The organism is Clostridium muellerianum (genome assembly GCF_012926525.1).
Classification (GTDB): Bacteria; Bacillota; Clostridia; order Clostridiales; family Clostridiaceae; genus Clostridium_AM; species Clostridium_AM muellerianum.
Genome location: NZ_JABBNI010000008.1, coordinates 111,729 through 128,298, shown reverse-complemented (window position 1 = coordinate 128,298; position 16,570 = coordinate 111,729). Strand labels below are relative to the sequence as shown.

General features: G+C 32.9%; 11 protein-coding genes. 1 reads left to right on the top strand and 10 read right to left on the bottom strand.

The window, feature by feature from the left end; translation table 11 throughout:
* Nucleotides 1–284: 284 nt before the first annotated feature.
* Both HBE96_RS04145 and HBE96_RS04140 read right to left on the bottom strand, forming a co-directional pair.
* The gene (locus HBE96_RS04145) at nucleotides 285–2,021 is read right to left on the bottom strand and encodes an ABC transporter ATP-binding protein (protein WP_169296495.1); all 1,737 of its coding nucleotides are present in this window, start codon (nucleotides 2,019–2,021) and stop codon (nucleotides 285–287) included.
* Between the two features lie 2 nt (nucleotides 2,022–2,023).
* On the bottom strand, nucleotides 2,024–3,790 hold the full coding sequence (locus HBE96_RS04140) for an ABC transporter ATP-binding protein (RefSeq protein ID WP_169296494.1): 1,767 nt from the start codon (nucleotides 3,788–3,790) through the stop codon (nucleotides 2,024–2,026).
* A 357-nt stretch (nucleotides 3,791–4,147) separates the two neighbouring features.
* On the opposite strand from HBE96_RS04140, the gene HBE96_RS04135 reads away from it, so the two are divergent.
* Entirely contained in the window at nucleotides 4,148–5,107 is a 960-nt protein-coding gene (locus HBE96_RS04135) for a helix-turn-helix transcriptional regulator (protein WP_169296493.1), read from the top strand.
* Between the two features lie 203 nt (nucleotides 5,108–5,310).
* On the opposite strand, the gene HBE96_RS04130 is transcribed toward HBE96_RS04135, so the two are convergent.
* The 8 genes from HBE96_RS04130 to HBE96_RS04090 all read right to left on the bottom strand — a co-directional run bounded on the left by HBE96_RS04130 (nucleotide 5,311) and on the right by HBE96_RS04090 (nucleotide 16,537).
* Nucleotides 5,311–6,276, bottom strand: a complete 966-nt coding sequence (locus HBE96_RS04130; protein WP_169296492.1) for a ketopantoate reductase family protein — start codon at nucleotides 6,274–6,276, stop codon at nucleotides 5,311–5,313.
* Nucleotides 6,277–6,281: 5 nt separating this feature from the next.
* Nucleotides 6,282–6,905, bottom strand: a complete 624-nt coding sequence (locus HBE96_RS04125; RefSeq protein WP_169296491.1) for a class I SAM-dependent methyltransferase — start codon at nucleotides 6,903–6,905, stop codon at nucleotides 6,282–6,284.
* Nucleotides 6,906–7,116: 211 nt separating this feature from the next.
* Entirely contained in the window at nucleotides 7,117–7,704 is a 588-nt protein-coding gene (locus tag HBE96_RS04120; RefSeq protein WP_169296490.1) for a helix-turn-helix domain-containing protein, read from the bottom strand.
* 159 nt (nucleotides 7,705–7,863) lie between these two features.
* Nucleotides 7,864–9,597, bottom strand: a complete 1,734-nt coding sequence (locus HBE96_RS04115; RefSeq protein WP_169296489.1) for an ABC transporter ATP-binding protein — start codon at nucleotides 9,595–9,597, stop codon at nucleotides 7,864–7,866.
* Nucleotides 9,597–11,345 (bottom strand): ABC transporter ATP-binding protein, encoded by a 1,749-nt coding sequence (locus HBE96_RS04110; protein ID WP_169296488.1) that lies wholly within the window; start codon nucleotides 11,343–11,345, stop codon nucleotides 9,597–9,599. Before HBE96_RS04110 ends, HBE96_RS04115 begins: the two co-directional genes overlap by 1 nt.
* Nucleotides 11,346–11,432: 87 nt before the next feature.
* On the bottom strand, nucleotides 11,433–12,050 hold the full coding sequence (locus HBE96_RS04105; protein ID WP_169296487.1) for a TetR/AcrR family transcriptional regulator: 618 nt from the start codon (nucleotides 12,048–12,050) through the stop codon (nucleotides 11,433–11,435).
* 961 nt (nucleotides 12,051–13,011) lie between these two features.
* On the bottom strand, nucleotides 13,012–14,760 hold the full coding sequence (locus HBE96_RS04095; RefSeq protein WP_169296486.1) for an ATP-binding cassette domain-containing protein: 1,749 nt from the start codon (nucleotides 14,758–14,760) through the stop codon (nucleotides 13,012–13,014).
* On the bottom strand, nucleotides 14,753–16,537 hold the full coding sequence (locus HBE96_RS04090; protein WP_169296485.1) for an ABC transporter ATP-binding protein: 1,785 nt from the start codon (nucleotides 16,535–16,537) through the stop codon (nucleotides 14,753–14,755). The genes HBE96_RS04095 and HBE96_RS04090 overlap by 8 nt, the downstream gene beginning before the upstream one ends.
* Nucleotides 16,538–16,570: the final 33 nt, after the last annotated feature.

Below are 16,570 nucleotides of genomic sequence, written 5' to 3'. Positions count from 1 at the left end.
ATATAATTGAAATACTTTTTATTATTACACCCTTTCATAACCTATCAAATATTAGTTTAATACTTATTGCTTAATTTCTCTTTTACTTTTTAAAAATATGCATTAGAATAAATTTGAAAGAAAGTGGATATTAAGTATATCAATAATAGTGCTAAGTTAGTTATAACTAACCTAGCACTATTATATAAAAAAACTTTCTTTATTACTACTCTATTTAGTCTTTTTTCACTCCAAACAGTTTTTTATTTTTTTATTCATAGTAAACATTAAAATAAGTGATGATACTAAAATTGCCAAGAAGCAGCCTCCAACTGAACTTTATTCATATGTTTATATATCTCCCCTTCTTTAGCTAATATATCAGGTTTCCCCTCTTCAGCAACAATACCATTCTTTAATACTACAATTTTATGCGCACCTGCTACTGTTCTCATTCTATGTGCAATGATAAGTACCGTTTTATTCTTAATAAGACGTGATAATGATTCCTGAATCATAGTTTCATTCTCAACATCCAATGAAGCTGTGGCTTCATCTAAAAGTATAATAGGTGCATCTTTTAAAAACGCTCTAGCAATAGATATCCTTTGGCGTTCCCCACCAGAAAGCTCTGAACCATTTTCACCAATCATAGTATTCCAACCCTTTGGCATTTTTTCTATAAATTCATCGCAATGTGCAAGCTTGGCAGCCTGTATAACTTCCTCATCTGTGGCACTTTTTCTTCCAATTCGAATATTTTCCATAACAGAATTATTAAATAAAGTAACCTCTTGAAAAACAATAGAGTACAGGCTCATTAACCTCTCTGGATCAATCTTTGAAACCTCCATACCTCCTACAGTAATTTTTCCTTTGCTAACATCCCAAAAACGTGATGCTAGCCTTGATACAGTGGTCTTTCCGCCACCTGATGGACCAATCAGTGCTGTAACTTCTCCTTGTTTAGCAGTAAAAGATACATCTTTTAACACAGTTTCTTTATTATCATAAGCAAATACAACATGATCAAATACAATATCATATCCTTTATTTGTAAGCTTTTCTGTACCAAGCTGCATGTCATGTTCAAGAATTTCCTCCATACGTTCACATTGAACATTAGCTGAAATGATAGCCGCTAGATTTTGTAATGACATCTGCATTGGATCATATAATCTTGATACTAAAAGCAAAAACATAAAGAAAGTCAAAAGATCTAAACTTCCATCCATAAGAAATATTCCACCAGCCAGTGCAACTGTAGCAATTCCAAGTTTTAAAACCATTTGCGCAGACACAACAAAAGCAGCTGTTCCAAGTTCTGTAATAATTGCCCGTTTTTCAACATTTTTAATTTTTACATTTAATTCCTTCATATAGTCTGCTTCTGCATTGTTTGATTTCAAATCTCTCACAGATTCTAGGCATTCTTGAATTCCATCTGCACAAGCCATCTTTACATTCATCTGCTTTTTTCCTAATGTATGCTGCACTTTTGATGAAAGCAGTACAATTATAAAGGAAACAGGCAGTACCCATAGCGCTGCAATGGCCATACGAAAATCAAAGAAGAATAAACTAAGTGCAACAATAAATGTTGAGATAATAGAACCAATAAGCTCTGGTATCCAATGTGAAGATGCTATTTCTATGGTAGAACAATCTGCCATAATTGTACTTGTTAAATCAGATAAATCCTTTTTTCCAAAGAAAGAAAGTGGAAGTTTTCTTAGCTTCTCAGCTAGTGTTATTCTTCTCACACCACTCTCTACATAGGTTGCAAAGAAGGTTTTATTATACTGAAAATATGTGGTAATGGCTATAAGTAAAAGACATACTACAATTCCAATTACATAGAGTGAAACATTTTTTGTACCAATATTTTTATGCATTAAATCACCAACAAGATAATAAAGAAGACCTACAGGCACCATTAATACAATATTAGATAAGCTACATGCAACAAATGCTTTTATCATATCCTTTGCACCTTTTTCTGAAAGCGCATACTTATGTTGTAATTTTTCTATTAATTTCATTTTTAAGCACCAACCTTCCATTTAGCAGCAAGGTTATACTCACTCCACATATGTTCATATAATCCATGCTGCTGTACTAGTTTATCATGACTTCCATATTCACATATCTCTCCATCCTTTAGAACATAAACACAATCTGCTCCTACTACAGTAGACAGTCTATGTGCTATCATAATAACTGTTTTTCCTTTTGATAAAGTAGAAAAGGCAACTTGTACCTTTGATTCATTATCAGGATCAGCAAAGGCAGTAGCTTCATCCAGTATTAGAATAGGTGAATTTTTAAGCATAGCTCTAGCAATAGAAATACGCTGTGCTTCACCTCCAGAAAGGTAATTTCCTTTTGTACCAATTATTGTATCCATTCCATCTGTCATTTTTTCTATAATATCCTCACACTGAGCATCCTTTAACGCTTTTAATACTTCTTCTCTGGTTGCATCGCGTTTTCCAAGACGAACATTTTCAAAAATTGAAGTTTTCAAAAGCTTGCTGTCTTGAAATACAAATGAAACAATATTCATCAGTTCTTCTTTTGAAATATCTTTCACATCTATTCCACCTATAGAAACTTTACCACTATCCACATCCCAAAAACGTGCTATTACACTAGCTAAAGTTGTTTTTCCACCACCAGAAGGTCCTACAAAAGCCACATGCTCACCAGGATTAATTTTCAATGAAATGTGCTTTAATGCATTCTCCTGTGCATCTTTATAACAAAATGATACATCTTTAAGTATAATAGAATTATCCTTAGGATGCTTAGGTGCTGCATTTTCATACAATGGTCTCATATTCAATATACTATCAATTCTATCTAACGCATCCTCCACAATCATCATATTTTCACTGGAATACATAATTTTGTTCAAAGTAACAGTTATAATTGGGGTAATAATGATGTAAAACAAAAGATTTAATAAAAAATCATTAGTAACTCCATTTCTTGTGAAAAATAAAGCTGCTGCAATTAGTACCGCAAAAACTGCATTAATAGCTGTAGTATAAAGTATCATTGGCATACGTAAGTCTTTGGTATAAGAAACCACCCACTTTTCATAATTATCAATGGATGCTTTAAATCGTTTAAAAGAAAAAACGGACTGACCAAAAGTTTTTACTACAGGTATACCTCGTACATATTCTACTGCTTCATTTGACATCTGTTCCAAGGAATTCTGATATTCTTTCATTTTCTGCTGCATTCTAGACCCAGTCATTGCTGACATAATTGCAAAAGCTATCACAACTGGTATTAAGCTCAAAAGCCCTAGGCGAAAGTCAAAAAACAAAAGCACTGCAAGTAAACCAAAAGGAGTTGCTAGAGCACCTGCACGATCTGGCAATTGATGTGCCAAATAAGTTTCTGTTGCTGCACTGGATTCATTAACAATTTTTCTAAGTTTTCCACTTCCAATATCGTTCATGAATCCTAAGGGTAATGTAAGAATATGGTGCATAGTCTTTGATCTTATATTTGCCTGCACACGAAATGCAGCTATATGGGAACACATTAAAGCTCCTAAATAAATGGCCATAGACAAAACAGAAAAAAGCACCGCCATCCATCCATAGTATGTGAGATTTTCTGCATTACTGAAATTTGGTGCAGCCTTCAAAGCCTCTCTAATAATTTTCCATATAAAAACAAAAGGTATCAATGCTATAAGAGCACTTGCTGCAGACAATATCCATGAAGCTATTGTTAAATACTTAAAACTTCCAGCATATGCAAACAGCTTTTTTATACTAGATTCTTTTTTCATTTAGAATCCTCTCCTTTCATAAAACCTATATTAATTTGTCCAAGTGTATGATTTTTGTACAACAACTACCAATAAGTTCTGTATCATGGATAACAACAAATATAATTTTATCCATTTTAGATAAGTTTTTTATTCTTGACGTTCCAAGAATATATGTTATTATAATAAGTGTTAGTTTTAACTAACCTCATTAAATAAATTATCATACAACCTTATAGCTTTCAATAGAATGGAGTTAGTTATGTCTAATCGTGTTCAATTTACGTCCGATTAAGGCATTAAAAATTTAATTTTTAAAAAATGCTGAGAATTCTTATTTGCCAAAAGCATATTTTTATATTTTTATAAGGAGGATCTATGAAAGATAGGATTGCATGCTTTTATGAGACCATATTGACAGAGAGAGGATTTTTTCCCGTGGAATCAAATGATAAATTTAACTGCTGTGGTCAGACCTTTGCTCTTTCCAAAGAATTAGGGGAAGGATTTTACTGGGTTTATTCTAAAACAAATTTATTTGTTATCAAAATACACGATTTTTCTTTTCATGAAGATTACTTATTTGAATGTATGATGCCAGAATGTATGAGTATTTCTTATTATCAATCTATTACCGGTCACGAGCTGAATCCATATCGAAGAATTAATGCCAATTGTATTAAGACATACATAGGAAATCATAATACCTATAAAGCTGTCATTCACAAGCGAATGCCTGTAAAATCCGTTGGCATTGAGATCCTTCCAGACTATTATATAAGTTATCTAAAAGAAAAATATCCAGAAGATTATATCAATCCTTATGAGGCTTTCTGCTCTATTGACGAAACATCTAATTTTCCAGAAATGCTACTGCTTCTGAACCAAGTAGCCGAATACCGTGGAAATGGCATAAGTGCAAAGCTATTCTACGAAGCAAAGGTAAATGAAGCAGTTTCTCTAGTAGTGGAACATTTCCATAAATGCAGCAAAGAACACAAGCATATTTCTGAAACTGATAAAGAACAAATAAAAAATGTTACCTCTTATATCAACGATCATGCTACATATTCCCTTAACCTTCATCAACTATCTAAAATTGCTTGTATGGGACAAACAAAATTAAAAAAGACCTTTAAACAGGTAAATGGCTGTACTATCACAGAATATATCCAGCAAGCACGTATTGGACAAGCTGAATTTCTGCTTTCCAACACAGAATTGAGTATTGCACAGATAGCTAAAACTGTAGGATATTCCAATGCCAGCCGATTTGCAGAATTGTTTCAAAGAAATGTCGGTATTCTTCCTAGTGAATACCGAAAATTTATGAACTAGATATAATAATAATTTATACTATGTATTGTATAAGCGGCTGGAAATCCATATTATATTATTCCAGCCATTCTTCTAAATTAATATCAATCATCTTTTCTATACAAAAACATAATTCTTTCATTAAAAATTTTTGCTGATGTTTCTAATATTTCCTGTTTAAGCTCTTTAGGATCTTTTAATACCCTTCTTTTTTTGCATATTAATTACTCTTGTATATTCCTTTTATGTTCATATTTTATTAAGTATTCTCTAAGTTTATTTATATTCGGTGCTTGCAAATTTGATTTTTTTATCAATTCAAATAATGCCTTGTCTAAATGTTTCATTTCACTATATGCTGATTTGCAATGATCGCTTATTGCCAACCTACCTATAGATGTTGCTGCACATATCTTTAATCCAAAATAAGCTGCTCTTCTGTGATTTTTAACTAGCTTCATACTGCTCTCTGGATCGATTTTATATCCTAACTTAACTAATACCTCAAGCCCTTCTATTATAGCATCAATAGCGGAGTTTAATATACTTTTATTCCAAGCTATTTTCCTCAAATCACAATTTGACATGTAAGCTAAGTACGCTAATGGCATAATAAATGCAATATGAGATTTTAAGAAATCCTCCATATTCACGTGATATTTTACTTTAAAACTTGTTGCCTTAAATATTTTTTCTATAATAGGTTTATAATCATCTTCACCTTCTAAATCTCCAATATCAAAATCTGGATGCTTTGTATGTACACTGATTACTTTGCCCTCTTGGCGCCTTCCACCAATACTAAAAAATCCAAATAATATCCTAGGATTACCTTTAGCTGCATTTTTAATTTTATAACTTACTTCTTTTGCTTTATCTTCATTGCCAACAAATACAAATAATGGACACCCAACATTTGCACTGATAGTACTCAATACAGCTTCAACCTGTGAGTTTTGCATGACTATAAAAGTTGCATCATAATAGTCCTCTGGTAACAATTCCTTTACTACATTAATTTTATCTACTGTTGTTTTTCTTTGCAGCCAATGCCTAATTACTAGTTCTTTTTCCATTAACTCTTCATACCTTTTACCTCTAGCTAGAATAGTAACCTCATGACCTGCTCTATTTAATTCATAAGCAGCATAAGAACCTAAAACACCTGCTCCATATATTAATATTTTCATAATATTCACTTCCTTCCACAGATGATAAATCGCATATTACCAAGCTTCTCTGAACGTTCTACTTGAAAACCTGCAGAAATATATAACAGCTCCACTTCATGTAAGCCATATACATGTGCATCTCCTTTTCTCATAATTGGAAATAATATATGGTTATCAATCCATCTGCCTAATGCCAGAATTGTCATATCTAAAATAATTAGTCTACCACCTGTTTTTAAAACCTTATAGGCACTTTTAAAGAAATTTTCTACATTAGGATAATGATGAAAGCTTTCCTTACAAATAAGAGTATCAAATTGTCCCTCTTCAAATGGAAGATTTTCTGCATCACCAACTAAAAACTCAGCACCTTTTATAGCTTTCTTATTGGCCACTGCTATCATGTTTTCTGCAAGGTCAATTCCCACATATTTTCTTTCAGGAAATTCTTTACTTAATAATTCAATTGAGTTTCCTGTTCCACAGCCAACATCCACAAGCGATTGAAATTCTTCTTTTTTAACTTCATCTATTATGTATGAATAGCTATTCTGGCATACCTTATAAATATCAATTCCCTTAGCGTTATCAAATTTTTGTGCCTCTCGATTAAATTCAATTTTTGATAATTCTTTGTAATCTTTCATGACTGTACTCCTTTCCATTCATTTTAACATATTTCCCATCAATACTACTTTTTAGTAATATTAAATATCAGTGGGGTTTGCTGCAACTAACTTAATATAACACTATTTGACTAATATGGAAAGGTACTATTAACATTTTTAAAATTGTAAAATCTTTTAAAAATTTAATCCTATTCAATTTTTAAAGCAACAAATTTATCAACATATTCTTTTAATTCACTAAAGTATGGCATATCAACATTTCAAAACTATATAAACCATTATAAATAATGTTATCTTCTATTTTATGTATATTGGGTACAAATTCATTAAAAAGCTTCGGTACTTCTTTTTTCATGTTTTTGCCTGTATATTCCATACCAATAATATAAAATTCTTCTCTTTCTGCAATTTTATATTGCAGTTTTATAGGTTCATTTTTAAATTTTAAATCTTCTTCTGAGATTTTGGGCTTATATAAATTGGATAAGTGTCTCCCTAGCTTTCTATATTTTTTGGGAGATACACCATAATAATTTTGAAATACTCTTGAAAAAGCTTCTTGTGAGTTATATGCATATTTAAATGCAATATCTATAATACCAGTTTCTGTATCAATAAGATCAATAGCTGCATTTGTAAGTCTTCTTTTACGAATGTATTCAAATATTGTATCTTTGCTTAGCCCTTTAAACATACGTAGAAAATGGAACTTAGAAAATCCAGCTTCATGTGCAATATCTGAAATACTTATTTCTTCTTTGAGATTATTTTCAATGAAATTTATTCCTTTTAATACACTTTCAAAATGGTAAGACAATTTTCCCTCCTCCTAACGAATTGTATATTATTTAAATAAAGTTTTTTTGATAGTAATTGCTAATTTTTTATTTTACACCTGAAAATGGGTTGTTGCATTAGAAATTAAATACTCTAGATAAATTTCTTAATACAACAACCTCTTATTTATTATTTACCTCTAAGAAACGCTCCAAGAAGTTGCTTCTTTTCGTTCACTAACAAAGCGTTTATAGATTCCCTCTTGTATAATCAGTTCCTCATGTTTACCTTGCTGTACAATTTGTCCTCTATCTACTACCAGTATCTGATCAGCATTACGAACAGTTTTTAAACGATGTGCAATCATAATGATTGTTTTATTCTTAGTTAGTTCTTCAAAGGCTTTCTGCAAATGTTCTTCATTTTCTGGATCTACATTTGCTGTTGCTTCATCAAAAATGATAATGGGAGCATCTTTTAAGATTGCTCTAGCTATAGATATTCTTTGTTTTTCTCCTCCAGAAAGAGAAAAGCCTTTTTCTCCTATTACAGTATCGTAATTCTGTGGAAGTGACATGATAAATTCATGACAGCTAGCTTTCTTTGCTGCCTCTATAACTTCCTGCCTAGTCGCTTTAGGACTGCCAAAACGTATATTATTCAAAATACTATCATGAAAAAGATAGACATCTTGGAAAACCATACTAATTTGATTCATTAAAGCTTCTAAAGTATACTCTCTAATATCTGTTCCACCTATTAATATTCTACCACTATCCACATCCCAGAATCTAGCTATAAGATTGCAGATGGTAGTCTTTCCTGATCCGCTTGGTCCAATAATAGCTGTCATAGTTTTATCTTTCATATGAATATTAATATCCTTTAAAATCTTACGCTTTCCATATGAAAAGCCCACATGCTCCAATATAATATTGTGGGTCTTCGGTTTTTTGTCTGTTCCTTTTTCATCCATAACAGGAACATCATCCATTTGATTTGCCTGTTCAATGGAACTGCCGCATACACGAAGGATTGAAACTCCATGCCCCGCAGACTCTATCTGCTCAAAGATGATGAAGGAAATTACAATAAACATCAGTGTATATGTAAGTTCCATTGTTCTCTGAAAGTAAAATAATACTGCAGCTGCCATCATAATAACACTGAAAATCCTAAGTACTATTTCTTGCATAATTGTGTATGGTGTAATCAACTGTTCCATGGCAAGATTTTTGTCTCTACTCTTTTCTATAGCACGATCTACCTTCTTATTATCAATCTTTGTTAAATTAAAAGACTTTACAATTCCCATTCCCTGAATGGTCTCTAGAATGTTCTCTACCAACTCTGCTTGTGCCTGCTGCCTTTTAGGTGCAGTACTTCTTGATTTTTTCTCCATAGACGAAGTAATAGTGCAAAATAAAAGCACTCCAATTACTGTAATGAGACCCATTCTCCAGTCAAAAATCAACATATAAACTGTAAATACTACAGTTGTAATAAATCCACCTAGAGTCAGCACCATCACCATGGGTGCCGTGGTTTCTACATCACCAAGTACTGTAGTTGCAATACCCGTGATATTTCCCAAACTGCTTTGATTAAAAAATCCCATTGGTATTAGTTTCATTTTATTACCAATATAAATTCTCTTATTAGCCGACATAAAATAACCTGCATGAGTCTGCTGAAGCTGTGAAAAGTAATTAGTGGCTATTTTTCCTGCAATACTAACAAGCATAAGCAGTAAAATATACCAGATTGTTTTTACTTCTGCTTTTCCTGATACCAAGCCGTGTATTGTAAGAAATATAGCGCCTATCTGCAGCATATGAAAGATTGCATTTATAAAACCTACTATAATAGAATTTCTTATATTTTTTTGTTCTTCTCCTGCAAATTCCCATATTTTTTTAAAAATCTCTATCATTACTCTTCACCATCCTTTGCTCCAATATGAGCCTTCCACATATTTTCGTATAATATGGATTTTTTTAACAACTGTTTATGTGTTCCTGCTGCACTGATTTTACCCTGATCAACAAGTAAAATCTGATCGGCATTAATAATTGTTGATAAACGATGTGCAATCATAATTAAAGTTTTTCCCTGTACCAGTTTGGAAATCGCTTTTTGAAGGATTGCTTCATTTTCTGGATCGATATATGCAGTAGCCTCATCTAAAATAACAATAGATGCATTCTTAAGCATTGCTCTTGCAATAGCAATCCTTTGCCTTTCTCCGCCAGACAAATGAGCTCCGCCTCCTCCTACCATAGTATCATAACCATGTTCCAAATTTCTGATAAATTCATCACATCCAGCCTTTTTTGCAACTTCCTCAACTTCTTTATTTGTGGCATTTTCTTTTCCCATACGGATATTTTCACAGATGGTGTCATCAAATAAAAAGTTATCCTGAGATACATAAGCAATATTGTCTGATATCTGAGCAAGTGGAATCTGCTTCATATCCTTTCCCCCCATCCGAATATTTCCTTCATTTATATCCCAGAACCCAGCAATTAATTTTGTGATAGTTGACTTTCCGCTTCCGCTTGGTCCAACAAAAGCATTAACGGTCCCCTGACGGATGGTTAAATTAATATCACTTAATATATTTCCATTCTCCTCTTCATAAGCAAAAGAAACATGTTCCATTTCAATATCTGTCCCTGAAAGCTTTACATACTCTTTAGGATGATTCTGTTCCTTTGCATTTAAAATAGTTTCTATGTCTTCAATAATGGTACCTGTTTGTGCTAAAGAATCAATAAAATTTGATGCAGCAATAATAGGTCCTACAATTCCCATAGATAAAATCATAACCATGATAAATTGCGAAGAAGAAATACTACCATTTAAATAAAATCCCAACCCTACTGGTAATACACCCACAAGAACTGCGGGGCTGAAGTTCCTATAGAATGCCATTCCAAACTGAGCACTTTTCATCCAACCATAAAAAAATTCTGCATTTGCATTAACTGCATCTACATAACCCGCATAAGCTTCTTTACCCTGATTAAAAGCCTTTATAACTTCAATACCATTTATATATTCTACAATGGAATCATTCATTTTTCTTCCAATCTTAATTGACTTCTGATATTTCTCAGGATAGTTTTTCATTGTAACCATCATGAAAATCATACCTATAGGCAAGGTCATAATAGATATAAGTGCCATCCTCCAATCAATTACAAAAAGAATTACAATAAGCAATAGAGGTGAAAGAAGATTTGAAGTCATTTCAGGAAACAAATGAGCTAATGTCTTTTCCATACTCTCAATCTGATCTACTAATATGCTTTTCCATTTTCCTATTGACTGATTTTGCAATGTACCCATAGAAAGTTTGGATAGCTTATGCACACATTTGTTTCTTACTTCAGCCAGCACAGCAAAGGTTGCAATATGTGACTGCGAAGTAGAAAAAGTTGTAAGCAGCACTTTCCCGATGCTTCCTATTAATGCTAAAATTAGCCATGGGATACAGTCCCTCATTTCTGCTGCTCCACTTAGTAACAGAATAATAATTTTTCCAGCACAAAAATATGGTATAAATCCTGATGCAATCCCAAAGACTGCAAGTACAATAGAAAATTTAAGTCTCCTATGTTCTGATTTGGCAAGTGTCCATATTCTCTTTAGTGGACTTTCATTGTTTTGTTTCATAAATCCTCCTCTTGGGTTAGTTGCATCTAACCCTTGCTTTTAAAAATTGCGGGTATTACCCGCTTTTTAACCTTATCCTATTTTACTTTACCATTTGTAAATTTTAGAAAAACCAGCATAATAAAACTCTCTAAGCTGTTTTGCATAAAGCATACCATGTTCTTTTTTCATGTCATGACGCACAATTTCAAATATTCCAGAAAAATAAGAACTCGTCACAATATGCAAAAATTCAGCACTGATATTTTCTTTACGTAGGACATCATCTCCTGTAGCTTCCATATACTTAACTGTATATTCGATCTCAATCTCCACTAGTTGGTCTAAAAAGTCTGAGAACTCAGTACCTTCCGAACACTGTAAAAGCAACTTAAAAACATCATAATGCTTATAAATATAGGCTACAAATTCCTCCGTCTCTATTCCAGTATGTTCAAACATATTCTGTTTTTGATAATCTACATCCTTCTGATGAAAGGATTCCTGCGCATTTAAAAACCAACTTTTTAATTCTATCACTACTGGATACACGATAGCATGGAACAGCCCTTGTTTATTGTGAAAACGAGTATAAATAGAGCCTGTACTAGTACCAGCTTCCTGCGCTATTACACGTAAAGATGCATCTTTGAATCCTTTTTGTAAAAACTCTTTCTTTGCGCATTCATATACCTTTTCATATACTCCCTCTATTTGTTTTGCCATAACTTACCTCCTATATATTTAAAACAGTGTTTCATAACACTGTTTTAAATATATAACAAAATTTCCATTTTGTCAATCTTATTTAGTTGAAGGCACATAAAAAAATTATTTTACTGAAACTACCTCCATGCCATCATTACTTTCTTTAAATTGGCGCTGAAATAAATATTTAAAAGTAATTTCAATAATACTCAAAGCTACACAAAAGCAAAATGCCCAATTTAGGGATTTGCATAGAATAACTTTTAATCATTCATACTTTTTTGATCCATAAAGATACACATCAATAAGCTGAAAGCTTTTTGAAAAATCTAAAACAACATAACTTCCTATGGTAAATACCCTGTATTCTTCCACATGCTATGCATTTAGATTCGATATAACCATTTTCTAAAGATCCGCAATTCATCATCTTACTTACTTCAGCATATACATTTTTTCTTATCCTATTGCCATATAACTTAATAAAATCATCTCAATAACCTTTAAATATATTTCTTAGTATACCTTTTTCCACACAATCTTCATCTAAGAAAATTCAAGACCTACCGAGAATTCCAGCAGGTCAAAAATCTATAATTTCTTATACAATAAAAAAGTTATATATTTACTACTCATATAATTTAACAACTACTCCTCCTCAAATCCCTGAGCCCACCTGCAGATTGTATCAAGAGCCAATTTTGTATTACCGCAGTTGCAGTGATCTTCTGTCTTTAATCTTAACAATTACAAATAATACACAAACTTCCACTCTAAAAAGTATACGTTTTTTATAATATCATTATTTAATCGTTAGTTATATATTAAAAAATATTTAAAAAGACTATCTAAAATTTATTTTTAAGATAGTCTCTTTAGATTATAAAATACTTATAAATTTAAATCTGGCTGAATATTAATTTTTCTAAATTTTGTGTTTATTATATATATTTCTTTATCATATAAAAACAAACCTTCCTTAGGCAATATTCCACCCTTCTGCCCTTTCACGTATCTTAACAAACTTCTTATAAATTCCATCTTTTTTGACTAATTCATTATGTGTTCCACTTTCAACAATTTTTCCATTATCAACCACAAGAATTTGGTCTGCATTCTCAATGGTTGCTAAACGATGTGCAATAGTGATAATAGTCTTTCCTTTTGTTAATTCTGAAATTGCTGCTTGAATATAGTGTTCATTTTCAGGATCAATAGAAGCAGTAGCTTCATCCAAAATAACAATTGGTGCATCTTTAAGAATTGCTCTAGCAATAGATATTCTTTGCTTTTCACCACCAGAAAGCGTTCCACCGCCTTCTCCAATTACTGTATCATATCCTTCCGGTAATGCCCTTATAAAATCATGACAACATGCCTTCTTTGCTGCACCTATCATTTCCTCCTCTGTGGCCTCTAGTTTTCCAAAGCAGATATTATTTCGAATGGTATCATTAAATAAATAGACATTCTGAAATACCATTGAAATATTTGACATCAAACTGTCACAGGTGAATTCTTTAATATTAACTCCACCTACTTTGATACTTCCGCTATTTACATCATAAAATTTAGCTATCAAATTGCAAATTGTGGTTTTTCCACTTCCTGATGGTCCAACAATGGCAGTAGTTGTTTTTTCTGGAATTGTGAAATTAATATGCTTTAATATCAATCTTGAATCATATCCAAAGGAAACATCATGAAACTTTATTCCATACTGTGTAAGCTGCACTTTTCTACCACCATCATCAATAAATTCCTCTGACTTTAGTGCATCTAATTGATTCATGGCGTTTTCAATGACACCTAATACATGTGCACTATCGCTAATTGGTTCAATGGAAGCAAATATGCTGAACGATAGAAAAGTCAATAATAGCATATTAGAGATTGTCATCTGATTTGTCCATCCAAGATATAATGATGCCAAAATAAGTCCCAAAGAAGCCACTTTTAAAACAAGTAGATGCAGGCAGTTTGCTGGTACAAAGCCCCATTCAATTTTTAAATGAATATTTCTACTCTCTCCACACGCCTTTTTCATGGCAGACATTGCAGCACCATCCTGACCAAAGGATTTTACTACAGGCAATCCTCTTGCATATTCGATTGCAGCATTGGTAAGATTGCGGTCTACCTTGGCAGATACAGGAGCATTTTTCATACTATACTTTGAAATTACCAACAAGAACAGAAATGAACCTATCACTCCTGCGATTACAATCAATGATACCATTGGATTAATTACAGCAATCCATATTAAAATGCATAGAAAATTTAAATATCCCCCTATAAAATTATCAATCATACGAATTCCCATATTCTCTAGTGTATGTAGACCTGTTGTGATAGAGTTCAATATATCTCCTGTATTCACCTTCTGAAAATACCCTAGGGATACACGCTTTAACAACTCACCAATGGCAAGTCTGTCTCTTGAAACCAATTCATAACTGATTGCCTCCTGAAATTTGGCTCTTAGATAGTCAAATAGAAAACGAAGAAATACAAACAGCAGCATCAGCACAACGCTGACTCCAATCCATTTCGTATCAAATTTTGTACCTCCTCTTTTTTCCTCAATCAACATGCCAACTGAATATGCTGCCATGATTACCGGCATAGCAGCAAACCATGCTGAAAAAAAAGAAAATATAAATCCTATATATAACTTACCTTTAAATTTCCCACACCAATTTATGATTCGTTTTATAGCTTTAAACACTTGCACCCACTTCCCTTCCATGAGCTCCAATGGCCCATGATTTCGCACCTATATGAGCCTTCCACATATCAGCATATAATGGTGAGCTTTTCAATAATTCATTTTGCTTTCCTTGAGCAACAATATTTCCGTTTTTCAAAACTACAATATTGTCTGCATTCTTTATTGTAGAAAGGCGGTGTGCAATCACCAAAAGCGTTTTTCCCTTAGTCAGCGCTGCAATACTCTGCTGAATCTTTTCTTCATTTTCCGGATCTGTGAAGGCAGTAGCCTCGTCCAAAATGACAATAGGTGCATTTTTTAATATCATCCTGGCAATAGCAATACGCTGTTTTTCTCCCCCTGACAATCTATTTCCAGCCTCTCCCGCTGGTGTCTCATAACCCTTTTCCAACTTTTGAATGAATTCCTCACACTGAGCCGCTTTTGCCGCTCTATATACTTCCTCATCTGATGCTTTTGGATTACCTAAGCGAATGTTTTCAAGTAAAGAACAACTGAACAAAAAATTGTCCTGTGTAACAAAACTAACAGTATCTGCAAGCTGTTTAAGCGGAATTTCTTTCATATTCACACCACCAATTTCAATTGCTCCATAACTTACATCCCAAAAACGTGCAAGAAGCTTGGCAATCGTTGATTTTCCTCCACCTGAAGGTCCTACCAGTGCCGTGAAACTTCCCTGAGGCAACTTCATATGGATTCCATGCAGCACTTCATTGTCTTCATTTCCATCATAGGAAAAGGTTACATTCCTAAAATTGATATCATGTCCTATAAGCTTCACATAATCTTTTGATTCTGGAAGTGATGGCATATTCAAAAACTGTTGCAAATTTTCTATAGTAAACTGCATCTCTCTTATGCCTTCACTAAACACCTCCAGTTGTGCAAGGGAACTAATCATGGACATAGATAGCATGCAGCAAAGTGCAACCTCAGCTGGAGTAAGACTTCCTTTACTATATAACAACAAACTAACTGGAAGTGTTCCAAGCAGCGTTGCAGGAAAAAGTGCAAAGGAAAGCTTCATGGTAATCCAGGTAGAAGAAAGCCATTTTATGATAAAATCACGATAATCCGTAATTGCACCAGCAAATTTTTCATAGGATGCTCCTTCCCGTCCAAAGGCTTTAATAACCTGAATTCCTTCAATATACTCAACAATTGTACTATTCATATAGCTGTTGGATTCATTATACTTATTAAAATTTTTACCGCTGATTTTATAGGTAAGTACCATGCAAACTAGTGTCAGTGGAAAGGTAATAAGTGAAGAAAGTGCTGCTCTCCAGTCTACAATAAATAGTCCCATAAGACTGACCACTGGCAGTATGACATGTCCAGCTCCCTCAGGAATCATGTGAGCTAAGGGAGGTTCGATATTCTCAATTTTATCCACCATAATATTTTTAATTTCTCCAATAGAATGGCTTGTCACCTCTCCAAGCGGTGCATGCATAAATGCATCTGATACACGTAGTCTAAGGTTCTCAAGAATATGATATGCAGCATGATGTGATATTCCAGTAGAAAGTCCAAAGGCAACAACTTTTACCACATAAGCTATGAGAATTATTCCACTCCACCAAACTAATAAAGCACTGTTTACTTCATTTCTTGTAAATAATTCAATCATTTTGTACACACAATAATATGGTACAAGACCTGACAGGATGCTTATTACAGATAACAGAATAGACATCGTAATTTTCCCCTTACTTCCATTAGCATAATTCATCAGAGAGGAAAACCAGTTTTCTTTTTTCTTTTCCATTTATAAAAATCTCCTTTCTTAATACATTGTAGT